The organism is Anaerococcus faecalis, assembly GCF_013371425.1.
Taxonomy (GTDB): Bacteria; Bacillota; Clostridia; order Tissierellales; family Peptoniphilaceae; genus Anaerococcus; species Anaerococcus porci.
This window is the reverse complement of the sequence record NZ_JABVBA010000014.1, coordinates 17,506-42,237: the sequence shown is the minus strand read 5'-3', so window position 1 is coordinate 42,237 and position 24,732 is coordinate 17,506. Positions and strand designations below refer to the sequence as shown.

Below are 24,732 nucleotides of genomic sequence, written 5' to 3'. Positions count from 1 at the left end.
CCTTACAAATGTAAATCATCTATTCCTATTCTAATATTGCTCCCTTATTTGCTGAAGAAACCGCTCTGGCATACCTTACTAAATAACCTTCTTTAATTTTTGGCTCCTGCTTTTCTAAATTGTTCAATCTCTCTTGAATTTCCTCTTCACTTAAATCTATATTAATAGATCTATTAGGAATATCGATATCTATTATATCTCCATCTTCTATGATAGCAAAAGGTCCTCCCTCCATAGCTTCTGGAGAAACATGTCCTATAGCTGCTCCTCTTGTAGCACCAGAGAATCTTCCGTCAGTAACTAGCGCAACATCATTATCTAAATGCATTCCTACTATTGCTGATGTAGGAGTTAGCATTTCTCTCATTCCAGGACCTCCTTTTGGTCCTTCATATTTAATTATTACAACATTTCCTTTTTGAACTTTTCCATTGAAAATACCTTCTGTTGCTGACTCCATACTATTAAATACGACTGCTTTTCCCCTATGTCTTAACATCTCAGTTCTAACTGCAGCAGATTTAACTACACACCCATCTGGTGCAATATTTCCTTTAAGTACCGCTATTCCACCTTGTTCATTAAATGGATTATCTATTGGTCTTATCACATCATGATTTCTAGTTTCTTTTCCTCTAATATTTTCTTCTATAGTATTACCATTAATATTTTTTAATTCAACATTTAATAATCCTTTTTTATTCAATTCATTCATTATAGCTGGTATTCCACCTGCCATATGTAAATCAAACATAAATTTATCTCCTGATGGACTTATATGACACAAATTTGGAGTATTCTTTGAAATCTCATCAAATTTTTCCAAAGATAATTCTATTCCACATTCATGTGCTATAGCAGGAAGATGTAATGTTGTATTTGTTGACCCAGCTATTGCCATATCTACAACTATAGCATTGTTAAATGATTCTTCAGTAACAATATCTCTTGGTTTTATATCTTCTTTAACAAGATCTACTGATCTTTCACCAGCCATCTTAGCTAGTGCAATACGATCTCCATAATATGATGGAATTGTTCCATTGTAAGGTAAGGCCAAACCCAGAACTTCTGATAAACAATTCATACTATTGGCAGTGAACATACCAGCACATGAACCACATGATGGACAAGCTGCATGAGCATATTCTTCCATTTCTTCTTTGCTTTTTTCTCCTAATTTATATGCAGCAACTTGTTCTATACATGTAGAATAATCAGCTGCTTCATCTTTATAATATCCTGTAGCCATTGGACCCCCACTTACTACTATAGATGGAATATTTAGTCTTAAAGCAGCCATCATCATTCCTGGTACAATTTTATCGCAATTTGGTATTAAAACTAGGCCATCAAGTCCATGAGCCTTTGCCATTGCCTCAATACTATCTGCTATCAACTCTCTTGATGCTAAAGGATAATGCATTCCCGCATGACTCATTGCGATTCCATCGCATATAGCAATTGATGGAAATTCCACAGGAATTCCACCACCAGCTGCAACGCCAAGTTTAGCCGCATCAGAAATGCTTCTTAAATGAAAATGTCCTGGAACTATTTCATTAAACGAATTTACAACTCCAATAAGAGGCTTTTTTCCTATATCTTTTTCCAATTTTCCTGTAGCATATAATAATGACCTAGCTTCAATTCTTTCAGGTCCTTGATATACTTTTTGACTATTCATTTTTTTATTATTCATTCTTAAACTCCTTAAAAATTAATTCCTATTAATCCATATATTATAGTTGAAACAATTGTCATTATTAGACCCACACTAAATTCAAAGGGTAGTAATTTTAATTTTTCTTTTATGTTCATACTGACACTACCAGCACTAGTATGGAAAAAGCTACCATGAGGTAGTCCATCTAATGTATTACTTCCAGCATGTATCATAACAGCGGCTTGCAAAGGTTTTACTCCGAAAGATAAAATAGTTTCTCCAAAAACTTGAGAGCCAACCGTACTCCCTGCTGTTGCTGATGCAGTAGCTGCTCCCATTGTTAAACCAGTAATTGGTGCTAATAGATATCCTGATAGTCCTAAAATATCAACCAAATTAATTAAAGAATCTTTTAATCCAGAATTAGCTATTATTCCCGATAAGGCTCCAGTTCCTAACAGTAGTAATATTACTCCTGACATCATGTTAAGTCCTTTTGTAGAAAATGTAACAAATTTTTTAATATCAGCACAAAGAATACAAGTAATTAAGCCTCCTATAGGTAATGCAATCAAAGGATCTATTTCCAATCCTATTAGAGGTCTTAAGGCAAGTAAGATAATAGATACAATAGGACCAGTTATTGAAGAAAATAAATTTGGTTTACATCTTTCCTCTATTGAAGATTCCTCAGCTAGACAAACTTCACTACCCATACCTATTTTATGTACTAACTTAGTTATAAATATTGTTGTTATAAAACCAAATATCGCTGGAATTATTCCTCCCAACATAACAGTTGTTAGTGGAATCTGAAAATAATCTGATAAGGCTATGGCTTGAGGATTTGGAGACATAACATTTCCAGCATGTGTTCCTCCACACATAGCCATCATTATCACAGATTTAGAATATTTTGTTTTTTGTGCAATAACCATTGCTATAGGTGCAACCGTTAAACAAGCAACATCTGCAAAAACACCAATAGCAGTCAATATAAATATTGATGCGATTATTGCTACTAGTGAATTTGCTTCACCTAATTTCTCTACAATATTTTCTGCTATTACATCAGCAGCACCTGAGTTAATTAAGGATCCTGCTAAAACTCCAGCAGCCATAATTCTAAGTAGAGTAGGAGACATTCCACCTGCTCCATTAAACATTAAAGTTACTGTTTCTTTTGCACTTATACCACCTACAATTCCTCCTATTAAGGCTCCTAAAATCATTCCATATGCAGGCGGTGCTCCCATTACAATTACAGCAATAGCTATTACTAATGCGATAAGAGCACCTATTGTTGATACGCTAACCATTTATACCTCCCATTTAATATATATTACATATTGTGCAAACGTTTATAGTGATATATTATCACACTTCTTTTCATAATGCAACAAATTATCCCAAAAAAATAGGCTGTGTTTCATTTTAAAACACAGCCTATAAATTATATTTCTTTATCTTACGCCAAAGAGTGGATCTACTAACCTTTAAAATATCCGCTACCTTGCTCTGATTATATTCTTCTCTAACTAGATATTTCTTTATATATTCTTTTTCTATTTCCTCTAAAGATTTATTTTCTGTTACTATATCTAAACCTATACTGGTGTTATCTTTATAATTGCTCATAAAATCATCATAGCTAATTGTAGATGACTTGACTTCAGCTAATGTTTTTATTAAAACTTCTATTAAATAATCTAAATTGGAATCTAATAAATTTACATTTTTATCAAATATATCTTTTTGAACTTTTAGTGCACTGAAGCCCTTATTATCATGATAATAATTTATATGATTTTCAAAAACTTGTATTAAATCTTCTTTCCTATCCTTAGTATTGGGAATATAAAAGTAATCCAAGTCAATACTTGTCTTAGTTAATAAACACTCTGAATCTAGTAAAATTATAAATATACTTGTACTATTTTGTTGTAAACTACTTATTTTTAATATATCCTGAGGATCAATTATATTATTAAACAATATGAAAGTATATTTTTTAGTATTTAGCTTAAAAAAATCACTAAAATTAAACTCTTTCATATCTATATATAAATTATATTTTTGACTTGAACATTCGATTTGATTTAGTATCTCACTTAAAGTGGTATTGTTATTCTTAATCATTATTATAGCTTTTTTCAATCTAATTGAATCCTCTATTTTTGAGAATATACTTTTCATAGCACTAGATTTTTTTACTGGTAACAAATTAGATTTTAACTTAAACTCATAAACTCCATCATATTGATTTTCTATTTTTTCTTCAGTGAATTTTAATAAATAATATGTTTTCCCATCCAAAAAAACATGTGTGATTTCAATGTTAAAATTATCAACTCTAAACAAATTCTTTTTTAAATTTTGATTTGTATTTGATTCATAATTGAATTTTATATTTATAATCTTCCCAAATGAAATAGGTAGTTTTCCGAAATTATTAAACTTATAATATATGATTTTATTATCTAACAATATACAATAGTCACTCAATTCATTTGTGAAAAATTCACTTTTTATTTTATCAATTATACTTATTTTATTTATTTGATTTAAAATCATTATTGCATAGTCAATATTGTTTTTTATTGTATCATAGCTAGATTGAAACAGAACTGTTTGAAAACCCAAATCACTAGCAATTTCAACAGCTAATGAATCACCCAATATCAGTTCATAACCCAATGATTTTAACTTTATTAACAGCGAAGTTAAGTCCATACCATCTTTTATATAATGAATTTTAAAATCTAGATCTAATAATTCTATTATTTCTGTAGCTCCATCTGTTATATTAGTATATGAAATTATAGCAGTCTTTAACTTTTTATTTTTTGCTATTAAAATACTTTTTAATAAATCATTACCAGATGGTTTAGCATCAATTATAGGTACTTCTAAATGTCTCTTTAAAAGTCTAGCTGTACCACCTCTAGAGATTATAGCATCGAAATCATTATTTATAGCATTTTGAGCTAGCTTTAGTCCTTCTTCAAGTTTACCTATTCCATATTTTATTTCAATATTTTTATATTTTTTTATTAATAATTTTATGGGTTGTTCCATTGCAGGATAAGTTGCAACTATAAATATTTTCATTAAAACCTCCACAATGTAGTTCTAAATTTTTATTTTAATTAGTACCTGATTACTATACCAAAAGAGAAATTTAATTCTATAGACTAAATTCATTTAATTCAACTAAATAACAAATAAAATAAGTTACAATGAATAATAAAATTGAAATCAAATATATTATTCTCACTTAAGCTTATTCCAAGTTCTAAGATAGTCAGTATAAAAACTCAAATCCTGAACAGTTTCAAGGACTCCTTGATAATTTCCCTCCTTATCTCTTACTGCATAATAAGTTATAGCATGGTCACTTCCTTTTATATTTTTAATGATTTGAAACTTATCCTTTTTACCTTCTTTAAACTCTTTTATAAGATTTCTTACTACAAATTCAACTTGGGGTGGGTGACATGAATAGACACTCCTACCCAAAGATGTACTTGGTCTTTTGAAAGTTTTTTCATCTTTTATGTCATTATAATATGAATTTATATCATTTTTATCAACAAAGGTTATTTCAATCTCAAAAGTATCAAGCATGGCTTCAAGCTCTTCTACTTTTAGTCTTCCCTTAGATAAATTGACATAGCCTTCCTTTTTATTTGATTCTTTTTTACTTTCTTCTGTTAAATCCCAAATTTCTCTTTGGACTATGTCATTTTCATAGTCTGAAAGGTCAAAGTATAGTCCTATGAAGTCCTCTTTTGAGATGATATCTTCCATTAAAGGATAAAGTATATTATCCTCCTTATAGGTCATCTCTTCTGCCCTTTCTAGCACTTTTTCAAGCTCATCAAAGTCCTTTTTCTTGCTTGCCTTTTTGAAATTGTTAGAAATTTCTATATCAACTGCCCACATAACTTCTGATGGGCCTGGTTTGTTGTATTTTTCCTTTAGGAGTGGATAGATTAAATCTCCCTTTTTCCTGTAGTGTTTTTTTACCTTAATAAATTCTTTATTTTTGTCCTCATCTTCTATATTCTCTTTAATTTTTTCTATAATCTTTTTAACTTCTTGATTTTCTTCATAGAAAAATCTTAAAGGGTGACCCTTTACTTTTATAAGCTCTAGGTCCTTGTCGTTTTCAGTTTCAGTTACTCCATGAAAAAGAGATGAATGAACATCGCAAAGTCTTTGAACCTCTTCTCTTGGCAAACCTTCAGCCAAAAGTGCTTCTTCTGCATCCATTATTTCTGAAGATGAAACATTAGAGAAATTTTCCCTAAAGTCTTTTCTTACACTTTCCAAATCTTCTCCATTAGATAGCCTCTCTACATAGGATTTTATAAGACTTCTCCTATCTGAAAGCTCCTTATCATTATAAGAATCTATAGCATCATAACCCAAATCTTTTAATTTCTTTTCAACATTATCTATACCTAGCATTGAAGCCCCACGTCTTATAGACATTTTTCTACCCATAGTCTTAAGCATTAAAGGGTTAGATAGTCCTTTAAATCCAATTTCTATTAATTTATCTTTAATCTCTGGATTATCCTTTATAATTTCAGATATAGTTTTGTTTATATCAATTTTTTTATTCATAATATCCTCCAATAATATTATACTTCGCTTTTGAGAATAAGTATTAATAGCAAAAAAGTCTCTTGCAAAATCATTTCTTGCAAGAGACTTTTCTTATCTAAATTGAACTGTATCCTTAATATCTTTTCTTTTAAAATGATTCTCTAAAGGCTCATTTTCCTCACTAGCATAACCTAAATCAATCATAGCAACTATTTCTTCATTTTCTGGAAGTTTTAATTTATCCTTTAACTTGTCTGGATCAAAAAAGTTAACCCAACAAGAATCTACTCCCACACTTTTACTAGCTAAAAGCATATGACTTGCAACAATTGTCACATCTTCTATTCCTGAATTATACCTACCTCCTGGATATGTAAAAGTGTTATCCTTATCATAAGCTATGACAAGGACTGTTGGAGCCTTATAACGGCATGGAGTCTCTTCATCAATTATTTTTAAACTTTCTTCTGATTGGATAACATATATTCTTTGATTTTGATTATTTTTAGCTGTCGGGGCAAAGCGACCCGCCTCAAGAATTATATCCAGTTCCTCTTTTTTTATTTGTTTTCTATCAAAATTTTTACAAGAATATCTTTCTTTAACTAAATCAATAAATTTCATATATCCTTCCTTTCTACTTACTATATGCTTACCCTAATTATTTCTTATAAATCTAAAAATGCAAAGCAAAAAGGCATACTAAGCACGTCTTTATAAAATTATTTAACTATATTTTCTAAGACACCAATATTTTCAATTTCAAGAACCAATTTATCTCCACTTTGAAGGTATTTTGGAGGATTTTGTCCCATGCCAACTCCTGATGGTGTTCCCGTAGCTATTATTGTCCCTTTTTTTAAGGTAATGGATTTGGACAAGTCTTCTATAATTTCATTTACACCTAAAATCATATTTTGAGTATTATTATCTTGTCTTATTTCACCATTTAATGAAAGCTTTAAATTAAGTTTATTATATTCAAAGTTTTTATCATTTAAAATGATACATGGTCCCATTACAGATGAGCCATCAAAGCTTTTTCCATAGTACCACTGCTTGTATTTAGTCTGTAAATCTCTTGCTGATAAATCATTAAAAATTGAAAAACCAAATATATAATTATTTACCTCTTCTTTTTTTATGTTTTTCCCGTCTTTTCCAATAATTACAGCAAGTTCAATCTCATAATCTAGTTTTTCTGTTATTTCACTATTTATTGGAATAAAGTCATCATTTCCTAAAATTTTATTAGCTCTTTTTGAAAAATATATAGTATCTACATCTTTGGAAAAATCTTTTTTTGATACTTTTTCTACTTCATCTTTGTGGTCTATATAGTTCATTCCTATACAGATTATATCTTGTTTTGGATATTCAATTGGACTTAAAATTTTATATTCATTTTTGATTTCCTTTTGATTATTAAAACATAAGTCTTTAAGATTTATTTCACTATCTATTAATTCATTTATGTCTTTAAAATCATATCCAAAGTCTTTGATAAGGTATAGCTTATTATTTTTTTGGACTGCTATTTCTTTGTTATTTTCTATTTCTATAAAAAATAATTTCATAATTTACCCCTATTGCTCACTGTTTGTAAAATCTAATTTCAAATTTTGAATCTTTATAATATCTTCTATAATTTCTTTTTGCTCTAATAAAACTTTAGAGATAAAATTTTCTGTATTTTCAGTTTTTCTAAAAATTGGATAGGTAGCAGACATTGCTCCCTTAATTATCCCATCTTCTCTAATAGGTACAGCTACACATGAAGTATTAAGGGTGAATTCTTGGTTTTCAACCGCATATCCCTTTTCCCTTACAATGTGTATTTCATCAAGTAGCCTATCAATATTTGTTATTGAGTTTTCTGTATACCTTACAAATTCATAGTCTTTAAATTTTTCTATTATTTCTTCATCACTAAATCCAGATAAAAGTGCCTTTCCAAGTCCAGTATATATAGCTGGAATTTTCTTTCCTACAGAACTTACTATTTCAATATTATCTGGTGCGTTTACCTTCTCTAGGTACAGTACCATATCATCTATTAGGACTCCAAATTGTACTATTTCACCAATTTTATCCACTACTATTTCCATCTGCTTTCTAATCATTGAAAGACAATCAAGTCTTCCTGAATAAGATAGGCCTAATTGAAAAAGTTTAAAGGATGCCACATAGCATCCCTTATCATTTTTTTCAATAAAATTAGTAATTTCCAGTGTTTTTAGAATTGGACTTAGTGTGCTTTTTGGAATTTCTAGTTTAGTTGATATATCTAAAAATGAAAGACCGTTTTCGAAGTTGTTTATTAAATCAAGAATTTTTACTACTCTAAGGGTAGGATTGTGTAATTTATATTCCATGATTCCTCCAGTCATGGAATATTATATCACAATTACTTGATTTCTTCGTACTCTTTAATTACCTTTTTTAGAATATCTTTTCCTTTTTCAAATACTTCATCTGAAAGTTGATTGTATGGAAATATTGACCTAGGAGAGATATCTACTCCTCTTACTGCCATTAATTTTTTGAATAAGTGTGAAAAGTTACTATCTAAATCATATAGAGGCATTAGTTTGTGAATTAAATTAGACAGTTTATATACTCTATCAAAGTTCTTTTCCTTGGTTGATTTAACGAGATCTGACCATATTTCTGGTACTAAGTTTGAAAGAGCACCTATACATCCTGAACCACCTGTTGAAAGGTTATATAAGAATTGGTCATCAAATCCTGAGTAAATTTTTGTCTTATGACCTTCTGTAGCTCTTAGTAGCCTATTAGTGTGAAGTGGGTCTAGAACTGAATCTTTAAGACCTACTATATTTGAGTTTTCTTCAACTAATTTAGCATATACTTCACCACTTACAGAGTAACCACTTCTAGCTGGAAAATTATAAATATATAAATTTCCCTTAACTTTTTTTGCTAATTCATTATAATATATAAAGATTTTTTCATCATCCATGGCAAAGTAATATGGTCCCATAACCATAATACCTTTATAGCCTATTTTTATAGCTTCATTGCTAAGCTTTACTGTATCTTCAAAAGAAGCACAATTGCTTCCAAAATATAAATCAACCCTACCCTTTGTATACTTGTAGTAGTCTTTAGCAAATTGTAATTTATCTTCATAGTCTAAAACTGTAAATTCTCCAGTACTTCCAAGTACTAGAATTCCATCAACACCACCTTCAATAAGAAAATCTATGACTTTCTTATTTTCTTCGAAATCCGGTTTTTCATTTTCATCAAATATTGTAACAACTGGTACTATTATTTCACACATAAAGTCCTCCTAAAAATTCAATCCTATAACACCATATAAAAGTACAGAAACTATGGATCCTGCTATTCCTATCAATAACTCATATGGTAGTAATTTTAATCTTTGTTTTATTTTCATATTAACAGAACCACAACTTACATGAAAGAAACTACCATGAGGTAAGCTATCAAACCAAATTGTTCCTGTATATATCATCTGTGCTGCCTGTAATGGAGCAACTCCTGAAGCTAATATTGATTCTCCGAATATATTACCTCCTACAGAAGATCCTGCCGTAGCAGATGCAGTAGCAGCTCCCATAGTAATACCTGCAATTGGAGCTAACATAAATCCTGGTAGACCTACGTGTTCAACAAATCCTATTACAACTTCTTGGATTGAGGAATTTGAAATAATTCCAGAAATAGTACCAGTTCCTAATAGAAGTAACACAACACTACTCATCTTATCCAATCCTAAAGTAGATAGAGATATAAAATCTTTATATTTGCCCATTGCAAGACATCCCACAATACCTCCTACTGGCAAAGCAATTATAGGATCAATTTCTATTCCTGCAATCGGTCTAAGAACCAATAGAGATATAGATACAATCGGGCCAATTATTGAGGCAAATAATCCAGGTTTATTTTCTAATATTACTTCCTCTTCATGTTCGCCAAATAAATTTCCTTTATTTATTAGTGTTCTAGATAAAATTATTGTTGCAATAGCAACTGCTATACCAGGTATAACACCAGCTAGCATCAAACTGGTTAACGGTACATTAAAAGGCTCTGCTGCAGCAATCGTATTTGGATTTGGTGACGCCAACTGTCCTCCTTTAACTCCACCTATCATAGCAAATAAAATAGCTAATTTTGATACTTTTGTTTTTTTACCTATTTGTATTCCTATTGGAGATACTGTTAACACTGAAACATCTCCAAAAACACCTATCCCTGTTAATATAAATGTAGAAATAGTTAATGCAATTAATGAATTTGCTTCACCTAATTTTTTTACTATTGTTTCAGCAATTGTACTAGCGGCTCCTGAGCCCATGAGTACACCAGCTAATACTCCTGCCGCTATAATCCTTAATATAGCAGAAGTCATGCCAGAAGCGCCGCCCACCATTATACTCAATGTTCCTGAAAGACCAGCTCCACCTACAATTCCACCTACTAATGCTCCAAATAACATACTATAAGATGCAGGTATCCCAACAATTATTAAAAAAATAGCTATACCTAACGCTAATAAAGCACCTAATAAAGTAACTTCACTCATTTCATGTACGCTCCTTTCATACCTGATGTAGCACTCTCTGTATATTTTTTAAAAATTCCTTTTCTATTAGATAAATTTGGAGGTGTCCACTTTTTCTTTCTTTCCTTCATAATAGACTCTACTTCATACTTATCTACTTTTTCCCCTTTTATTCCCACTATATTAATAGTTCTATTATTAATATCTAACTCAATTAAATCTTCATCTTCAATAAACGCTATTGGTCCTCCTGTGACACCTTCTGGAGATATATGACCTACGCAAGGACCTCTTGTAGCACCAGAATATCTCCCATCAGTAATTAATACTGTTGATGAATTTATTCTTGGATCACTCATAATAGCTTCAGTAGTCATATACATTTCCGGCATTCCCGAACCTCTTGGACCTTCATATCTAATCACAAGTACATCGCCTGGATCTACATTCCTATCCACTACAGCTTGATTGCAATCTTCTTCACAATTAAAGACTTTTGCTTTTCCTACATGATACATCATATCTTCACTTACAGCTGAATACTTTATAACCGCTCCATCAGGTGCTATATTCCCCTCAAGAACAGCTACCGATCCCTTTTCATTGCTTTCATTAATAGGTGTTATGATGTCAGATTTCTTCAAACCATAATTTGCAAGATATCCAATATTTCTTTCATAAAAACCACTAGATTTTACAGCATCCAAGTTTTCCCCAAGAGTATTACCAGTGACTGTTATAACGTCTAAGCTCAAATATTCTCTCAGTTCTTCCTGAACTGCCGGAATCCCTCCTGCAAACCAAAGTGTTTCAGCTGGATATCTTCCACTTGGTGCAACATTGCATAAATGAGGAATCTTTTTGTTAATTTCATCAAATTTTTTTACATCTAATTCCCATCCTAAAGCATGTGCTAAAGCTGGCAGATGTATCATGGCATTGGTAGATCCTCCAATTGCAGCATGAATAATTATAGCATTTTCAAAAGCTTCTTTAGTTAATATATCAGATACTTTTATATTTTTTTCTTTTAGTCTCATTACTGCTTTTCCAGCCATTCTAGATGTTTGTTGAATATCTATCATTGTTGCAGAAGATAAAGCTGTAGTCGGTAATGATAGTCCTAACGCTTCAGATAAAGCCTGCATTGTATTTGCTGTCCCTAAGAATTGACATGCACCACATGATGGACAACCCGTTTTTTTGTATTGCATTACTTCAAAATCATTTATCTTGTTTTGTTTATTTTGTAAAGTAACCTCTCCACCTTTTCCAGATGTAGTCATATAAGGTCCTGGTCTCATTGTTCCCCCAGGAACGAATACAGTAGGTATATCTAATCTTGCTGCCGCTATTAAATGAGCAGGAATTGATTTATCACATGATGAAACTAACACCATCCCATCCCAAGGATGCACATTTCCATGAATTTCAACCATATCAGCAATAATCTCTCGTGAAAGTAATATATAATTCATTCCATTATGTCCTTGAGCTATGCCATCACAGATATCAGTAATATGGAAATCTACTGGTTTACCACCGTTTTCTATTATTCCTGTATTTATTTCTTTAGTTAATTTGTCAAGATGTATGCTCCCTGGATGTGACTCTCCAAATACATCATTTACCATTATTAATGGTTTTTCAATATCATCTTCAGTCCATCCCATGCCCATTCTTAACGCGTCACTTTGAGCCCAAATTTCTCTGATCTTTTTAGCTTTTTGTGTCTTTTTATTCATAGTAATTTCTCTCAATCTCGATTTTTGTTTAATAAATTATAATCTATCACTCCACCTTTTGATCCAGAAGAAGCAACTCTAGAATATAAACCTAAATATCCTGAGTTGAATTTAGGCTCAGGTCTTCTCCATTTACTTAATCGTTCTTCAATAGTTTTATCGTCAACGAGTAAATTTATACTTCTACTTTGTATATCTATCTCTATTTCGTCACCGTTTTCTACTATTGCTATAGGTCCTCCTTCAGCAGCCTCAGGGGATATGTGACCAACAAACAATCCATTATTAGTCCCTGAAAATCTTCCATCTGTTATTAAAGCTGTTGATTTTCCCAAACCTCTTCCATATAACAATTTCATAGCTTTAAACATTTCTCTCATTCCAGGACCACCTTTTGGACCTTCATATCTTATAACAACACAATCTCCTTCCTTTATTTGACCTTCTAGAATTGCTTTTTCTGCTTCTTCTTCTGAATTAAATACAACAGCTCTACCTTTAAAATGATCTAAACTTCTATCAAAGGCACCAGGTTTTGTAACTCCTGTATCAGGGGCTAAATTTCCTCGTAAAATTGCTATTCCTCCATCGTAATCAAACGGATTATCTAATGGTCTAATTACTTCATTATTTTCTTTAAATGGATAAAAATGATCTTCAATATTTTCTCTTACAGTTTTACCTGTTACAGTTAACTGGTTAAGATTTAAGTGATTATCTCCAAGATTTTGCATAATCCTTACTACTCCACCTGCTCTATAAAAATCTGGAACATTCCACTTTGAAGATGGATTAACGGATGCTAACCTCGGTGTATCATAAGAAAACTTGTTGAAAGTATCTAAAACATCAATATCTAATTCTGCTTCTATGGCAATAGCAGCTAGGTGCATTACAGCATTTGTGCTTCCACTCATTGATGTACAAACTTTTATAGCATTTTCTATGGACTTATTAGTAATTATTTTTCTTGAAGTTATATCTTTTTTAAATAATTCCATTATGTAGTATCCCGTATCTTGTGCTATTTGTAATCTTTTTGCACTTGTAGCAGGTATGATACCACCATCAGGAGGAGTCATTCCCATAACTTCAGATAATGCACACATTGTATTTGCTGTCCCCAAAAAAGAACAAGACCCACAAGAAGGACATGAATGATCTTCTAATATCTTATATTGTTCTTCAGTAATTTTCCCTGCAGCTAACATTCCTAAAGCTTCCATGCTAGAAGTTTGATCGGATTCTCTTCCATCAAATTCAATTCCTCCATCCATAGGTCCACCTGGTAATAAAATAGCTGGTATATCTAATCTAGCAGCTGCCATTAACATTCCAGGTACAATTTTATCGCATGATCCTAATAAAACGATACCATCGAGTGCATTAATTTGTGCCATAGACTCAATAGAATCAGCTATCAATTCCCTTGATGGCATTATATAATTCATTCCAACATGACCTTGACCCATTCCATCGCAACCACCAATTACACCGAATTCTACAGGAGTTCCACCATTTCTGTATATACCGTCTTTTACTCTTTGCGCAACTTGTCGCAAATTATAATGCCCTGGAACTAGTTCACTCCACGCATTAGCGATTCCTATTATAGGCTTTTTTAAATCCTCTGTAGTAAAACCCATAGATTTCATTGTGGCTCTATAATATTGATTTTCTGTTCCTTTTAAAATTTTATCACTATTTTTCTTTGGCATTTTTGACCTCCTTATAATTTAGTCACTTTTAAACGTTAAAATTATCTTACTTATTTATTTCGTATATACGAATTTAACTGTATATACGAATTACTTGCCTATAATATATCGTATAGGAAAACACTTGTCAAGTAATTTTTTAAAATTAGGTGCTAATAATTTTAGCTATACACAAAAAAAGACCCTAAGAAATTTTTCTTAGAGTCTTACTTATCTGTCTTATAATTTTTTTACCTAGCCTCTCTTTTCAGAAAGGTAAGAGTTATTTTTAGAAACTTGTTTTTTGCTTAGTGGATATATGAATAACACCACTAGTCCACCTAAACCTAAAGCTATAGCTGGTATCAAGGTTGCTATATTGTAGATTCCTACTGCAACTTCTGGTGTTTGGGTTGCTGCTCCTTGTACAAATCCAATTGAAGCTAAAGCAAATCCACCTAGTCCTCCTGCGAAAGCTTGGCCTAATTTTCTTGCAAATGAGTAGATTGCGTATACTTTTCCATCATCTCTTACTCCATTTTTGATTTCAAGATCGTCTATAACGTCTGTAATCATGGCCCATGTTAGGGTATTGAATATTCCTAAGAATACATAGGCAAGTCCTGTTCCTGCTAAGAATATGTACATATTCTTAACTTTTAGTAAATATAGTATGAAAAATATAGCTGCTGATCCTAAAAGTCCTATTACTGTGGCTTCTTTTTTCCCTAATTTTTGTCCCATTTTCATGGCTATTGGTGCTGTTATAAGCATTGGAAGAGTTGTTACAAGTCCTGCAAGTGCTATTCCAGTTGAATCACCAAAGTAGGTTGAGTATACATAAGCGTTCATTGAACCTATTAAAAGCATTCCCAATAGTAGGCAAATTGACACTAGGATAATTGATAATAAGGATTTTTTGAAAATTACATTTCCAATTCCAGCAAGGGCGTTTTCGTTTTTTCCGCCTGATTCTTTTGCTATATTTACTCTTTCTGTTACAAATCCATAACATACAAAATAAGCCATTATTGCAAGTATACCATAAAGTCCTGCAACTAATGGGAATCTTCCCTCAAGTAGAACGTCAGGTTGACCTGCTGTTTTTTGATAAAGTATATATGGAGTTACAAATCCTATTATAAGTCCTGCAATTGTAGCTCCAAGTGTTCTAAAGGTTGATAGTTCTGTTCTTTGGTCAGGTTCTGGTGTAATTGCTGATGCCATTGATCCATAAGGAATATTTATAAAAGTATAACATAAAGATCCCCAAAGTATATAAGTTCCATACATTATTACAATTTTAAGTCCCATTGGTAGGTCTTTTAGGCCTGTTTGGAATAGTAAAAACCCTGCTACCGCCACTGGTATAGCCCCCCATTTAATAAATGGCCTAAATTTACCATCCTTGTTTCCTGGGAATTTATCTACTATTGTACCCATTCCAACATCTGTAAAGGCGTCTATTATTCTTGATACGAAAAATAGGGTTCCTACCATTTTTGGATCTATCCCCCATACATTTGTATAAAATAGCATCAAGAAACTTGAAACTAAGGTGAATGTAAAGTTATTCCCAACATCTCCCGCCGCATAACCAATCTTATCTTTTATTCCAAAAGGTTTTGTTCTTTTTTCCATTTTTATTTTTTCCTTTTCTTTTATATTTTTATTTTATTGAGATTTAGTCATCTCCTTCATTCTCTTTTCATGTAAAAATGTAGCATTTTTATAAACCTTATCTCTATTTAATGGATAATAAATATATATAAGTGCTGCTATTATTATAGTTACAGCTGGGTCAAATTTAGTAGCAGGTGAATAGTTGATTATCTCAAGCAAAAATCCTGTAAGCCCACTTGCTGCTGCTTGACCAAGTTTTCTTGAAAATGAGAAAGCTCCATATATTGCTCCATCATCTCTTCTGTCTTTTAATACTTCCAAGTCATCTATTACATCTATAATCATTGCCCATGATGTTATATCTTGGAAGGCCATTCCTATTTGATATACTATTACAAAGCCTATAAATACTTCTGCATTTTTTAGTCTTGAGAAATATACTATAAAATAGGATATTCCTGCTAACAATAAACCAAATATAGTAACTTCCTTTTTGCCATATTTAGCTGATAATTTTGCTACCACCGCTGCCATTAGTAGGGTTATCACCATTTGTGATGAGCCTATAAAACTCATAGCCTTAACGTTGTTAAAGTAGTTTTGATAAAGGTATGAGTTCATTCCATTTACTGTCATTACTGATAGTAAGTAAAATAATGAAGCAAGAATTAGCCCTATTAAGGCTCTTGATGAAAACATAACCTTAAATGTTTGTATAAATGAAAATTTTTCTTTTGATACTAGTATCTTGACTCTTTCTGTTGTTAGGCGGAAGCATAATAAGTAGGTTATGATTACCATTATTGAACAAAATAGAGCAAATTTACTCATTGCCGACCATGAAAGAACTTCATTGCCAGATTTATTTGTATAGTAGACAAACATAGGTCCTACTACCGCTATTACAAATTGTCCTAATTGGGAACCTATAGTCCTCCATGTAGAAAGCTCAGTCCTATGATCTAGGTTTTCACTTACTGCTGATGCCATTGATCCATAAGGGATATTTATGGCTGTATATGAGATAGAGCCCCAAAGTATGTAGGTTACATACATACTACCTTTAAGGTCATTGATGCGTCTTTAAACCAAACCGAATATAACAATAATGATGCAAGAACTACTGTGCCTGAAACTCTTCTTATCCATGGCAAGAATTTACCATCTTTTGTTGGTGGTGTCCTATCTACTATTTGTCCCATACCTATGTCTGTGAAAGCATCTATACCTTGGCTAGAAGCATCATTGCTCCTATAGCTCCAGGAGAAACTCCCATAACATCTATATGAAATTTCATAAAGAATACTGAAGAAAGAGCAAAGGAGAATCCATTTCCCAAATCCCCAAATATGTATCCTAATTTATCGCTTATACCAAAAGGTTTTATTTTTGATTGTATGAAATCTTCCTTTTCTATATATTTGTATCAAGCTTTATGGCTTCTTTTTGACATAATAGGCAAAGTTCTTGTGCCTTGAATATATGCTCTTGTGTCATGGCTTCCTCTGTGCCATTAATACAGTCTAGAATCATTTGACCAAAGAATGGAAAACCAACTTTCCCATTTACCTTATAATGGTGCTCTCCCTCGCCATCTACTAAAAATACATGATCTCCTGTGGCTTCTTCTCCCACATTTGTGTATTTTCTAACTTCAATTGAACCTTTTGTTCCTGTTATAAAGGTCCTACCATCTCCCCAACTTGAAAGTCCTTTTGGTGAAAACCAGTGAACTTTATAGAAGAATGTTGCGCCATTATCTCCTACTAGTGTTGCATCACCATAGTCTTCTAATTCTGGAACATCAGGATTTGCGTAGTTTCCTACCTTAGATGAAATAACCTTTGCATTTTCATTTCCTGTATAATAAAGGAATTGCTCTATCTGATGACTCCCTATATCTGTAAGAATTCCTCCATATTGTTCTTTTTTAAAGAACCAGTCTGGACGAGATTCTTTGTTTAAACTATGTGGTCCAAAACCTGTAACTTGAACTACCTTTCCTATCTTTCCTTCTTTTATAAGTTCTCCTGCAAAGATTGCTCCTTCTACGTGTAGTCTTTCAGAAAAGTAAACAAAATACCTTCTACCTGTTTCTTTTTGGACCTTTCTTGTTTCTTCTAATTGCTCTAGTGTTGTAAAGCCTGTCTTATCTGTAAAATAGTCTTTTCCTGCTTTCATAACCTTATTTCCAAGCTCAGACCTAAGGTTTGGTATAGCTGCAGCTGCAACCATTTTTATAGAAGAATCTTCAAGGATTTCTTCTAGGCTTTCCGCTCTTTTTACTTCTGGAAATTTTTCTAAGTACTCTTCTATCTTTTTAGGATCTCTATCATATACGTAAACTATGTTGGCACCAGCTTCCTTTAGACCATTGGACATACCATAGATATGTCCATGGTCAAGGGCTGCTATTGCTACAGGAAACTCACCATCTTTAACTACTTTGTTGGCCTTTCCTTTAGGTGCATAGTTCATCCCATCTTTTTTATTGATTGCCATTAGAATAAGTCCTTAAATCCATTATCCACTAACCAATCATAGGAGATTTTAAGTTCATTAAATGGATCTCTACCATAAGACATATCTTGTTCTACTAGTAGGTATCTACATCCTGATTCTATAGCTTGGTCTGCAATTTCTTTTAGTGGAAGAGAACCTTGACCTAATGGTGCAAACCTTGCCCTATTATCAAATGATTGTCTGAAAGCATTCACATCTGTTTGCATAAGTTTTAGATCATCTTCAGTAAGTGGCATTACTTCATAGTCTTTAAGATGAACGAGTTCTACCTTTCCAGAATATTTTTTGAGGATATTTACAGGATTTTCTCCTCCCTTTTGTACCCAATGCACATCAAGTTCAAATCCTAATTCTGGAGCGTTTTCTGCAATTATATCTAATAAGTATTTTCCATCATATTTTACAAATTCTACATGGTGATTATGGTAGTAAAGTTTTATTCCTTCGTCTTTAAGTTTTAGGGCAAATTCATTCGCTTTTTTTGCAAATTCTATTGCTTTTTCAATGTTTGCCATCTTATCAAATGGAAGCATTCCAATTCTTAATAGGTCTGTTCCTACAGCTTTGCAATCAGCCACTATCTTATCAAAATCTGTATCAAGAGATTCTTGACCTTCAAATTGTGGCTCAACAGCAGCAGACATTGCTGCAACTTCCATGCCAAAGTCCTTGCAAGCTCTAATGATTTCATCTATATTTTCCTTGCTTGTTTCGACTTGAGATACCTCTACTGATTTGTAACCTATATCATTAAGTTTTCTAAAAGTTTCATATACTCCATCATTTTTAAAGCTATCAACAACCGTTGAAGCTTGTACTCCTATTTTAGTCATTTAATATATCCTCCTTTGTGATTTCCCTTTTTCCATTAGATGAATTAATTATAGCTTGAATAAGCTCCATAGTTTGTAGAGCGTCAGAAAGATCACAATAATCATCTGTATCATCTATAATGGCTTTGTAAAATTTATTGATTAATTTTTCATGTCCTGCACCATAGTAATCTTTAGTTTGGCTTGATTTTTCATCTTCAGCTAGCATATTAAGCTTTCTATCAAAAAGTCTATTTTCCTTGATAGTGTATTTTTCATTCTTAGAAATAACTTGAAGCTCAATTGAATCTGTGATTGAGTAAGCATTTGTTGCAATAAACAACCCATTTACCCCATCTTCGTATTTTATAAAGGCATTTGCTGTATCTTCTACTTCAATCTCAGTATTCATAAGTTTTGACATTCTTGCATTTAAACTCTTCCAATCCTTGCCTGTCACATATCCCATAAGATCTAGGGTATGAATAGCCTGATTTATGATTACTCCTGCACCTGCTTCTTTAAGTCTTCCTCTCCAAGGTTCTTCATTATAGTAGCTCATATCTCTAAACCAGGTTACAAGGCCCTTTACTGCAAAAACTTCTTCTTTATTTTTTTCTAGTAACTCTTTTAGTTTTACTACTGAATTGTTGTATCTATTTTGAAAACATATACCAAGTTTTTGCTTACCCTTATATTTTTTATAATGGTCATAAAGTTCTTTTGTTTTAGCATAGGAGATATCAACTGGCTTTTCACAAAATACGTTAAGTCCCTTATCAAGAGCATATTTAGAAACTTCTGCGTGTAGGTAGTGAGGAAGACAAATATGAACTACATCTAAATCTTCCTTATCTATCATCTCTTTATAATCAGAATAAGAAGGAGTTACATCACAATGAGTTTGCTGACATTTTTCTCTAGCCTTATCTTCTTTTATATCACATACCGCAACAAGTCTTGCGTATGGAGAATGATTAATAGAGTGTAGGTGGATCGGAGAGACTGTCCCCAATCCAATTACTCCAACTTTTAACATATGTTACCTATTTTCTTTCCTCAAATTTTCCTTCTTCTTTAATTTTTTCGTTTAATAATTCTAGATATTTGTCATCATCGAAGTCTTTAACTGATACAGGTTCGCCTAACCAGCTTGATAAATGAACTGCGTTTGCAAGCCTAACACCATTTATTCCTTCTGCACCATTTGCAAGAAGTTCTTCTCCATCAAGAATATGAGCTGCAAAGTTTCTCATAACTTCACAATGTTGTCCCCCCCATACAGAGTTTTCTTCAATAACTTCTGTATCATAAAGGTCATCAAATTTCATTTGACCTGCAAAAAGCATCTTGACATCATCAATTGTCATTCTAGCATTAAGGTCATTTTCAGTTTCTTTTAGTCTGTAGATAGTAGCTTTTTGGGAATTATCAACTACGATTTTTCCTCCATCGCATACTATTTCAAGCCTATCTGTACCAATGATTTCGTTTGTATTTGTTACAAATACACCTGTTCTACCATCATCATATTCCATAATAAAATGAACTTGGTCATCTACAACTATATTTCTTTGATATCCATAATGAACTGATGAATAAACCCTATCAGGAACTCCTGTCATCCATTGAATAAGATCTAATTGGTGTGGTGCTTGATTTACGAGTACTCCACCACCTTCTCCTCCCCAGGTAGCTCTCCATTCAGATTGCTCATAATATGCGTCTGGTCTCCACCATGTTGTGATAATCCAGTTTGTTCTTCTTATTGGTCCTAGTTCTCCAGCATCAAGGATTTTCTTTAATTTTCTATAAAGTGGGTTTGTTCTTTGATTGAAGAATAGTGCATATGCCTTATCAGACTTTTTAGCAACTTCATTAAGTTCTTTAACTTGTTTTGTATAAACACCTGCTGGTTTTTCGTTAAGTACATTTACACCATGTTCAAGTCCATAAATTGCCATTTCTGGGTGAAGATAGTGTGGCACACAAGTTACAATTCCTTCTACAAGTCCTGAATCTATCATTTCTTTGTAGTCTGTAAAAGTTTTGATGTTTGGATGAATTCCTTTTGCCTTTTCAAGTTTTTCTTCGTCAATATCACATACAGCAACTAGGTCTATGTTAGGAACCATACCTTCAGAAATGAATTTTCCATACATTGAACCTTCTGTACCATAGCCAATAATTCCGAATTTTAATTGTCTTTCTGCCATTATTTTCTCCTTACTTATTTTTTATAATAATTGTTAAATAGTTGCAAACATTTTTCTAATAACTAAAATTTTGCTGATTTTTGTTAATTTTCTCTTTTGATTCAAGCTTAGTTTAGATTTTATTTTTAATTTAGCAAAACTTTTCTTATATTTTTTTAAAGGGGGCTGTTATTTCTAACTGCCCCTTTTGTTTTATTTATCTTTGAACTCTTCCTGAAGCATCTCCACCAGCAAGTCTTTCGACTTCTTCACGAGAAACATGGTTGTAGTCTCCCTTAATTGTATGTTTAAGTGCTGATGCAGCTACTGCAAACTCTAAAGCTTCTCCTTGGCTCTTTCCATCAAGAAGACCCGTGATAAGACCTGCAGCAAAACTATCTCCACCACCAACTCTGTCTACGATTCTTAAGTCGTATTTTCTTGATTGGTAGAATTCTTCTCCATTATAGATTAAAGCTGACCAACCATTATCACTTGCAGAGTAGGATTCTCTTAGTGTTGATACTACATATTCAAATCCAAATTCTTCTTTCATTTGTTTAAAGATTTCTTTGTAAGCATTGGCATCAAGTTTACCACTTTCTACATCTAGACCTTTTGGTGTAAATCCTAATGAAAGTGATGCATCTTCTTCGTTTCCTATACATACATCTACATATTGCATAAGCTCTTTCATAACTTTTTGAGCTTCTTCTGGAGTCCATAATTTTGCTCTATAGTTTAAGTCGATTGAAACTTTTGCTCCAGCTTTTTTAGCAGCTATCATTGCAGCTTTTGTTATCTCTGCACCATTTTTAGAGATTGCTGGAGTGATTCCTGATGTGTGGAACCATTTAGCATCTTTAAATATTTCATCAAAATCAAATTCGCTTACGTCAGCTTCTGCTATTGCTGAGTTTGATCTGTCATATATTACCTTTGATGGTCTTGATGAAGCACCTGTTTCTGAATAGTAAATTCCTACCCTTTCTCCACCTCTTACTATATAGTCTGTGTTTACTCCATACCTTCTAAGTGAATTTACAGCTGCTTGTCCTATTTCATGAACTGGTAATTTTGTGACATAGTGAGCATCATATCCATAATTTGCTAAAGATACTGCAACATTTGCTTCTCCACCACCGTAGATTGCATCAAAGCTTTCTGCTTGTACAAATCTTTCATATCCTGGAGTGGATAATCTTAGCATTATTTCTCCAAGTGTTACAACTTTTTTACTCATTATTTTCTTACCTCCGCAATTTTTTCTAAATATTGTTTAGCTTTTTTAGTGATTTCTTCTCTACTTCCCTTTACAAGGTTTGAACCTGCTCCTACTGCTACAACTCCTGCATTAAACCAATCTTCTATATTATCAAGGCTTACTCCACCTGTTGGCATAATTTGGAAATGTGGATATGGTCCATGAATTGCTTTTACATATGAAGGACCTGCAAGAGAACCTGGGAATAGTTTTATAATATCTACTCCATATTCATATGCTGTTAACATTTCTGCTGGTGTTACACAGCCTGGCATATAAGGAATATTATATCTGTTACAAAGTTTTGCAACTTCCTTGTCAAATGATGGTGAAACTATGAATTTTGCACCATTCATTATTGCAAGTCTTGCTGTAGTTGGGTCAAGAACTGTACCTGCACCGATTAGAGTATCTTCTGGAAGTTCTTTTTGCAATCTTTGGAATACTTCTATAGCATTTGGAATTGTAAATGTTACTTCAAGTGTATTTATTCCACCATCTATAAGTCCTTTACAAAACTCTATTGCTTCGTCAGCAGAATTTGCTCTAATTACTGGTACTATTCCTATTTCCTTGATTTTTGAAATTGTTTCAATCTTTGACATATTTTCTCCTTTTATTTAAAATCTACTTTTATAAATTTTTTAGCATTGTTTATGCAAATGTCTTCTACAACTTGTCCTAAGAATTTTTCATCCCAAGGATATTCTCCTCTTTCTACAAATCCCCCTATAAAGTTACATAGGATTCTTCTGAAGTATTCATGTCTTGGGTAAGATAGGAAAGACCTTGAATCTGTAAGCATTCCCACAAATTTAGAAAGTACTCCAACTTGTGAGAAAATTTTCATTTGATCTATCATTCCTTCCTTGTGGTCTAAGTGCCACCAAGCTGTACCAAGTTGAACTGTTGATATCTTTTCTTCATTTGCCCTGTTAAATGAACCAGCTATGGTCATTATTGGATATTGGTCTTTTGGATTTAGTGGGAAAATTATAGTTCTTGGCATACCTTCAGCCTCTTCTATATCTGAAAGAATATTTGCAAGGTTTTCTGAGAATGCAAGGTCTGATTGACTATCTCCACCAACATCTGCCCCAAGAGCCTCGAACATCTTCTTAGAATTGTTTCTTATAACTCCAACGTGAATTTCCATAGCCCAGTCAAGTTTTTTATACTCTCCTGCTAAGAATAATAAAATTTCTGTCTTAAACTTCTCTTCTTCTTCTTTGCTTACTTCCACTCCTGAGATTTTTCTTCTTACTATCTCATTTACTTCATCTTCATTAGCTCTTCTATAAGGGATATATTGGAAAGCTTGGTCACTTGCCTTACATCCATTTTCATTAAAGAATTTAATTCTTTGGATTAAGGCTTTTTTTAGACTTGTAAAGTCAGTGATTTTTATTCCACTTACATCTGAAAGATTATTAAGATAGGAGTTAAAGCTATCTTTTTCTATATAGATTGCATTATCTGGCCTAAATGCTGGTTTAACAACAAATCCTAAATCTTCTTTTTCAAGTTTTTTATGATACTCTAGTGTATCTGTTGGGTCATTTGTTGTGCAGACTGCAGCAACATTGCTCATCTTGATAAGTCCTTGTGGTCTATATTCATCTTTAGCCAAAAGCTCATTACACTTATCATAAACTTCTTTTGCATTTTCTTTGTTTAGTGGATAGTCTATACCAAAGTAATTTTTAAGTTCTAGGTGAGTCCAGTGATAAATTGGATTTCCTATTAAATATGGCATTATTTCTGCATATTTTTCGAACTTTTCAAAGTCATCTGCATCACCTGTGATATATTTTTCTTCTACACCACACGCTCTCATAACTCTCCACTTATAGTGATCTCCACCAAGCCAAGCTTTGGTTATTGATGGAATATTTTCATTTTCATAGATTTCTTTTGCTTCTAGGTGACAATGAAAGTCAAAGATTGGAACATCTTTAGCATAGTTATGGTAAAGAGTTTTGGCATATTCATTATCAAGCATAAAATCATCTGTCATAAATTTGTTCATTTCGTC

The 24,732-nt window shown here is 32.4% G+C and carries 21 protein-coding genes; all 21 read right to left on the bottom strand.

Translation table 11 applies throughout. From position 1 onward, the window contains the following. Positions 1-25: 25 nt before the first annotated feature. A complete protein-coding gene (gene ilvD, locus HV819_RS10635; RefSeq protein WP_216629248.1) occupies positions 26-1,702 on the bottom strand; it encodes a dihydroxy-acid dehydratase in 1,677 nt (558 codons plus the stop codon). 11 nt (positions 1,703-1,713) lie between these two features. Next, positions 1,714-2,985 carry a GntP family permease gene (locus HV819_RS10630; RefSeq protein ID WP_176270196.1) on the bottom strand — a complete coding sequence of 424 codons (1,272 nt, stop codon included), beginning with the start codon at positions 2,983-2,985 and terminating at the stop codon, positions 1,714-1,716. Between the two features lie 127 nt (positions 2,986-3,112). Continuing rightward, positions 3,113-4,777, bottom strand: coding sequence for a sigma-54-dependent Fis family transcriptional regulator (locus HV819_RS10625; RefSeq protein WP_176270195.1), 1,665 nt, complete (start codon positions 4,775-4,777; stop codon positions 3,113-3,115). 162 nt (positions 4,778-4,939) lie between these two features. Further along, the gene (locus tag HV819_RS10620; protein ID WP_154541524.1) at positions 4,940-6,298 is read right to left on the bottom strand and encodes a DUF438 domain-containing protein; all 1,359 of its coding nucleotides are present in this window, start codon (positions 6,296-6,298) and stop codon (positions 4,940-4,942) included. Between the two features lie 93 nt (positions 6,299-6,391). Further along, complete coding sequence (locus tag HV819_RS10615; RefSeq protein WP_154541522.1) at positions 6,392-6,904, bottom strand: nitroreductase family protein; 513 nt, start codon at positions 6,902-6,904, stop codon at positions 6,392-6,394. Between the two features lie 98 nt (positions 6,905-7,002). Next, positions 7,003-7,857, bottom strand: coding sequence for a fumarylacetoacetate hydrolase family protein (locus HV819_RS10610; RefSeq protein ID WP_176270194.1), 855 nt, complete (start codon positions 7,855-7,857; stop codon positions 7,003-7,005). Between the two features lie 9 nt (positions 7,858-7,866). Further along, positions 7,867-8,655, bottom strand: coding sequence for an IclR family transcriptional regulator (locus HV819_RS10605; protein ID WP_176270193.1), 789 nt, complete (start codon positions 8,653-8,655; stop codon positions 7,867-7,869). Positions 8,656-8,687: 32 nt separating this feature from the next. Beyond that, positions 8,688-9,587 carry a dihydrodipicolinate synthase family protein gene (locus HV819_RS10600; protein WP_176270192.1) on the bottom strand — a complete coding sequence of 300 codons (900 nt, stop codon included), beginning with the start codon at positions 9,585-9,587 and terminating at the stop codon, positions 8,688-8,690. 9 nt (positions 9,588-9,596) lie between these two features. After that, positions 9,597-10,859: a GntP family permease gene (locus HV819_RS10595; RefSeq protein WP_176270191.1), complete on the bottom strand. Its 1,263-nt coding sequence runs from the start codon at positions 10,857-10,859 to the stop codon at positions 9,597-9,599. Then, positions 10,856-12,583: a dihydroxy-acid dehydratase gene (ilvD, locus tag HV819_RS10590; RefSeq protein WP_176270190.1), complete on the bottom strand. Its 1,728-nt coding sequence runs from the start codon at positions 12,581-12,583 to the stop codon at positions 10,856-10,858. Before ilvD (HV819_RS10590) ends, HV819_RS10595 begins: the two co-directional genes overlap by 4 nt. Positions 12,584-12,594: 11 nt before the next feature. After that, on the bottom strand, positions 12,595-14,301 hold the full coding sequence (ilvD, locus tag HV819_RS10585) for a dihydroxy-acid dehydratase (RefSeq protein WP_176270189.1): 1,707 nt from the start codon (positions 14,299-14,301) through the stop codon (positions 12,595-12,597). Positions 14,302-14,535: 234 nt separating this feature from the next. After that, complete coding sequence (locus HV819_RS10580; RefSeq protein WP_176270188.1) at positions 14,536-15,921, bottom strand: MFS transporter; 1,386 nt, start codon at positions 15,919-15,921, stop codon at positions 14,536-14,538. A gap of 33 nt (positions 15,922-15,954) precedes the next feature. Further along, positions 15,955-16,959, bottom strand: a complete 1,005-nt coding sequence (locus tag HV819_RS10575; RefSeq protein ID WP_216629247.1) for an MFS transporter — start codon at positions 16,957-16,959, stop codon at positions 15,955-15,957. Next, positions 16,950-17,105 (bottom strand): hypothetical protein, encoded by a 156-nt coding sequence (locus HV819_RS11480; protein ID WP_216629246.1) that lies wholly within the window; start codon positions 17,103-17,105, stop codon positions 16,950-16,952. The genes HV819_RS10575 and HV819_RS11480 overlap by 10 nt, the downstream gene beginning before the upstream one ends. 211 nt (positions 17,106-17,316) lie before the next feature. Beyond that, complete coding sequence (locus HV819_RS10570) at positions 17,317-18,405, bottom strand: Gfo/Idh/MocA family protein (protein WP_154541506.1); 1,089 nt, start codon at positions 18,403-18,405, stop codon at positions 17,317-17,319. Next, the gene (locus HV819_RS10565) at positions 18,405-19,259 is read right to left on the bottom strand and encodes a sugar phosphate isomerase/epimerase family protein (RefSeq protein ID WP_176270187.1); all 855 of its coding nucleotides are present in this window, start codon (positions 19,257-19,259) and stop codon (positions 18,405-18,407) included. The genes HV819_RS10570 and HV819_RS10565 overlap by 1 nt, the downstream gene beginning before the upstream one ends. Further along, positions 19,252-20,277, bottom strand: coding sequence for a Gfo/Idh/MocA family protein (locus HV819_RS10560; RefSeq protein ID WP_154541502.1), 1,026 nt, complete (start codon positions 20,275-20,277; stop codon positions 19,252-19,254). Before HV819_RS10560 ends, HV819_RS10565 begins: the two co-directional genes overlap by 8 nt. A gap of 7 nt (positions 20,278-20,284) precedes the next feature. Continuing rightward, positions 20,285-21,454, bottom strand: coding sequence for a Gfo/Idh/MocA family protein (locus tag HV819_RS10555; protein WP_154541500.1), 1,170 nt, complete (start codon positions 21,452-21,454; stop codon positions 20,285-20,287). A gap of 196 nt (positions 21,455-21,650) precedes the next feature. Next, positions 21,651-22,676 (bottom strand): sugar kinase, encoded by a 1,026-nt coding sequence (locus HV819_RS10550; RefSeq protein WP_154541498.1) that lies wholly within the window; start codon positions 22,674-22,676, stop codon positions 21,651-21,653. After that, positions 22,676-23,302, bottom strand: coding sequence for a bifunctional 2-keto-4-hydroxyglutarate aldolase/2-keto-3-deoxy-6-phosphogluconate aldolase (locus HV819_RS10545; RefSeq protein WP_154541496.1), 627 nt, complete (start codon positions 23,300-23,302; stop codon positions 22,676-22,678). Before HV819_RS10545 ends, HV819_RS10550 begins: the two co-directional genes overlap by 1 nt. An 11-nt stretch (positions 23,303-23,313) precedes the next feature. Then, the gene (gene uxaC / locus HV819_RS10540; protein WP_154541494.1) at positions 23,314-24,726 is read right to left on the bottom strand and encodes a glucuronate isomerase; all 1,413 of its coding nucleotides are present in this window, start codon (positions 24,724-24,726) and stop codon (positions 23,314-23,316) included. Positions 24,727-24,732 lie beyond the last annotated feature (6 nt).

Bases quoted from the DNA above. Each gene is read 5' to 3' on its own strand.
- ilvD (WP_216629248.1), bottom strand. From the start codon at position 1,702: ATGAATAATAAAAAAATGAATAGTCAAAAAGTATATCAAGGACCTGAA.
- HV819_RS10630 (WP_176270196.1), bottom strand. From the start codon at position 2,985: ATGGTTAGCGTATCAACAATAGGTGCTCTTATCGCATTAGTAATAGCT.
- HV819_RS10625 (WP_176270195.1), bottom strand. From the start codon at position 4,777: ATGAAAATATTTATAGTTGCAACTTATCCTGCAATGGAACAACCCATA.
- HV819_RS10620 (WP_154541524.1), bottom strand. From the start codon at position 6,298: ATGAATAAAAAAATTGATATAAACAAAACTATATCTGAAATTATAAAG.
- HV819_RS10615 (WP_154541522.1), bottom strand. From the start codon at position 6,904: ATGAAATTTATTGATTTAGTTAAAGAAAGATATTCTTGTAAAAATTTT.
- HV819_RS10610 (WP_176270194.1), bottom strand. From the start codon at position 7,857: ATGAAATTATTTTTTATAGAAATAGAAAATAACAAAGAAATAGCAGTC.
- HV819_RS10605 (WP_176270193.1), bottom strand. From the start codon at position 8,655: ATGGAATATAAATTACACAATCCTACCCTTAGAGTAGTAAAAATTCTT.
- HV819_RS10600 (WP_176270192.1), bottom strand. From the start codon at position 9,587: ATGTGTGAAATAATAGTACCAGTTGTTACAATATTTGATGAAAATGAA.
- HV819_RS10595 (WP_176270191.1), bottom strand. From the start codon at position 10,859: ATGAGTGAAGTTACTTTATTAGGTGCTTTATTAGCGTTAGGTATAGCT.
- ilvD (WP_176270190.1), bottom strand. From the start codon at position 12,583: ATGAATAAAAAGACACAAAAAGCTAAAAAGATCAGAGAAATTTGGGCT.
- ilvD (WP_176270189.1), bottom strand. From the start codon at position 14,301: ATGCCAAAGAAAAATAGTGATAAAATTTTAAAAGGAACAGAAAATCAA.
- HV819_RS10580 (WP_176270188.1), bottom strand. From the start codon at position 15,921: ATGGAAAAAAGAACAAAACCTTTTGGAATAAAAGATAAGATTGGTTAT.
- HV819_RS10575 (WP_216629247.1), bottom strand. From the start codon at position 16,959: ATGTATGTAACCTACATACTTTGGGGCTCTATCTCATATACAGCCATA.
- HV819_RS11480 (WP_216629246.1), bottom strand. From the start codon at position 17,105: ATGGGACAAATAGTAGATAGGACACCACCAACAAAAGATGGTAAATTC.
- HV819_RS10570 (WP_154541506.1), bottom strand. From the start codon at position 18,405: ATGGCAATCAATAAAAAAGATGGGATGAACTATGCACCTAAAGGAAAG.
- HV819_RS10565 (WP_176270187.1), bottom strand. From the start codon at position 19,259: ATGACTAAAATAGGAGTACAAGCTTCAACGGTTGTTGATAGCTTTAAA.
- HV819_RS10560 (WP_154541502.1), bottom strand. From the start codon at position 20,277: ATGTTAAAAGTTGGAGTAATTGGATTGGGGACAGTCTCTCCGATCCAC.
- HV819_RS10555 (WP_154541500.1), bottom strand. From the start codon at position 21,454: ATGGCAGAAAGACAATTAAAATTCGGAATTATTGGCTATGGTACAGAA.
- HV819_RS10550 (WP_154541498.1), bottom strand. From the start codon at position 22,676: ATGAGTAAAAAAGTTGTAACACTTGGAGAAATAATGCTAAGATTATCC.
- HV819_RS10545 (WP_154541496.1), bottom strand. From the start codon at position 23,302: ATGTCAAAGATTGAAACAATTTCAAAAATCAAGGAAATAGGAATAGTA.
- uxaC (WP_154541494.1), bottom strand. From the start codon at position 24,726: ATGAACAAATTTATGACAGATGATTTTATGCTTGATAATGAATATGCC.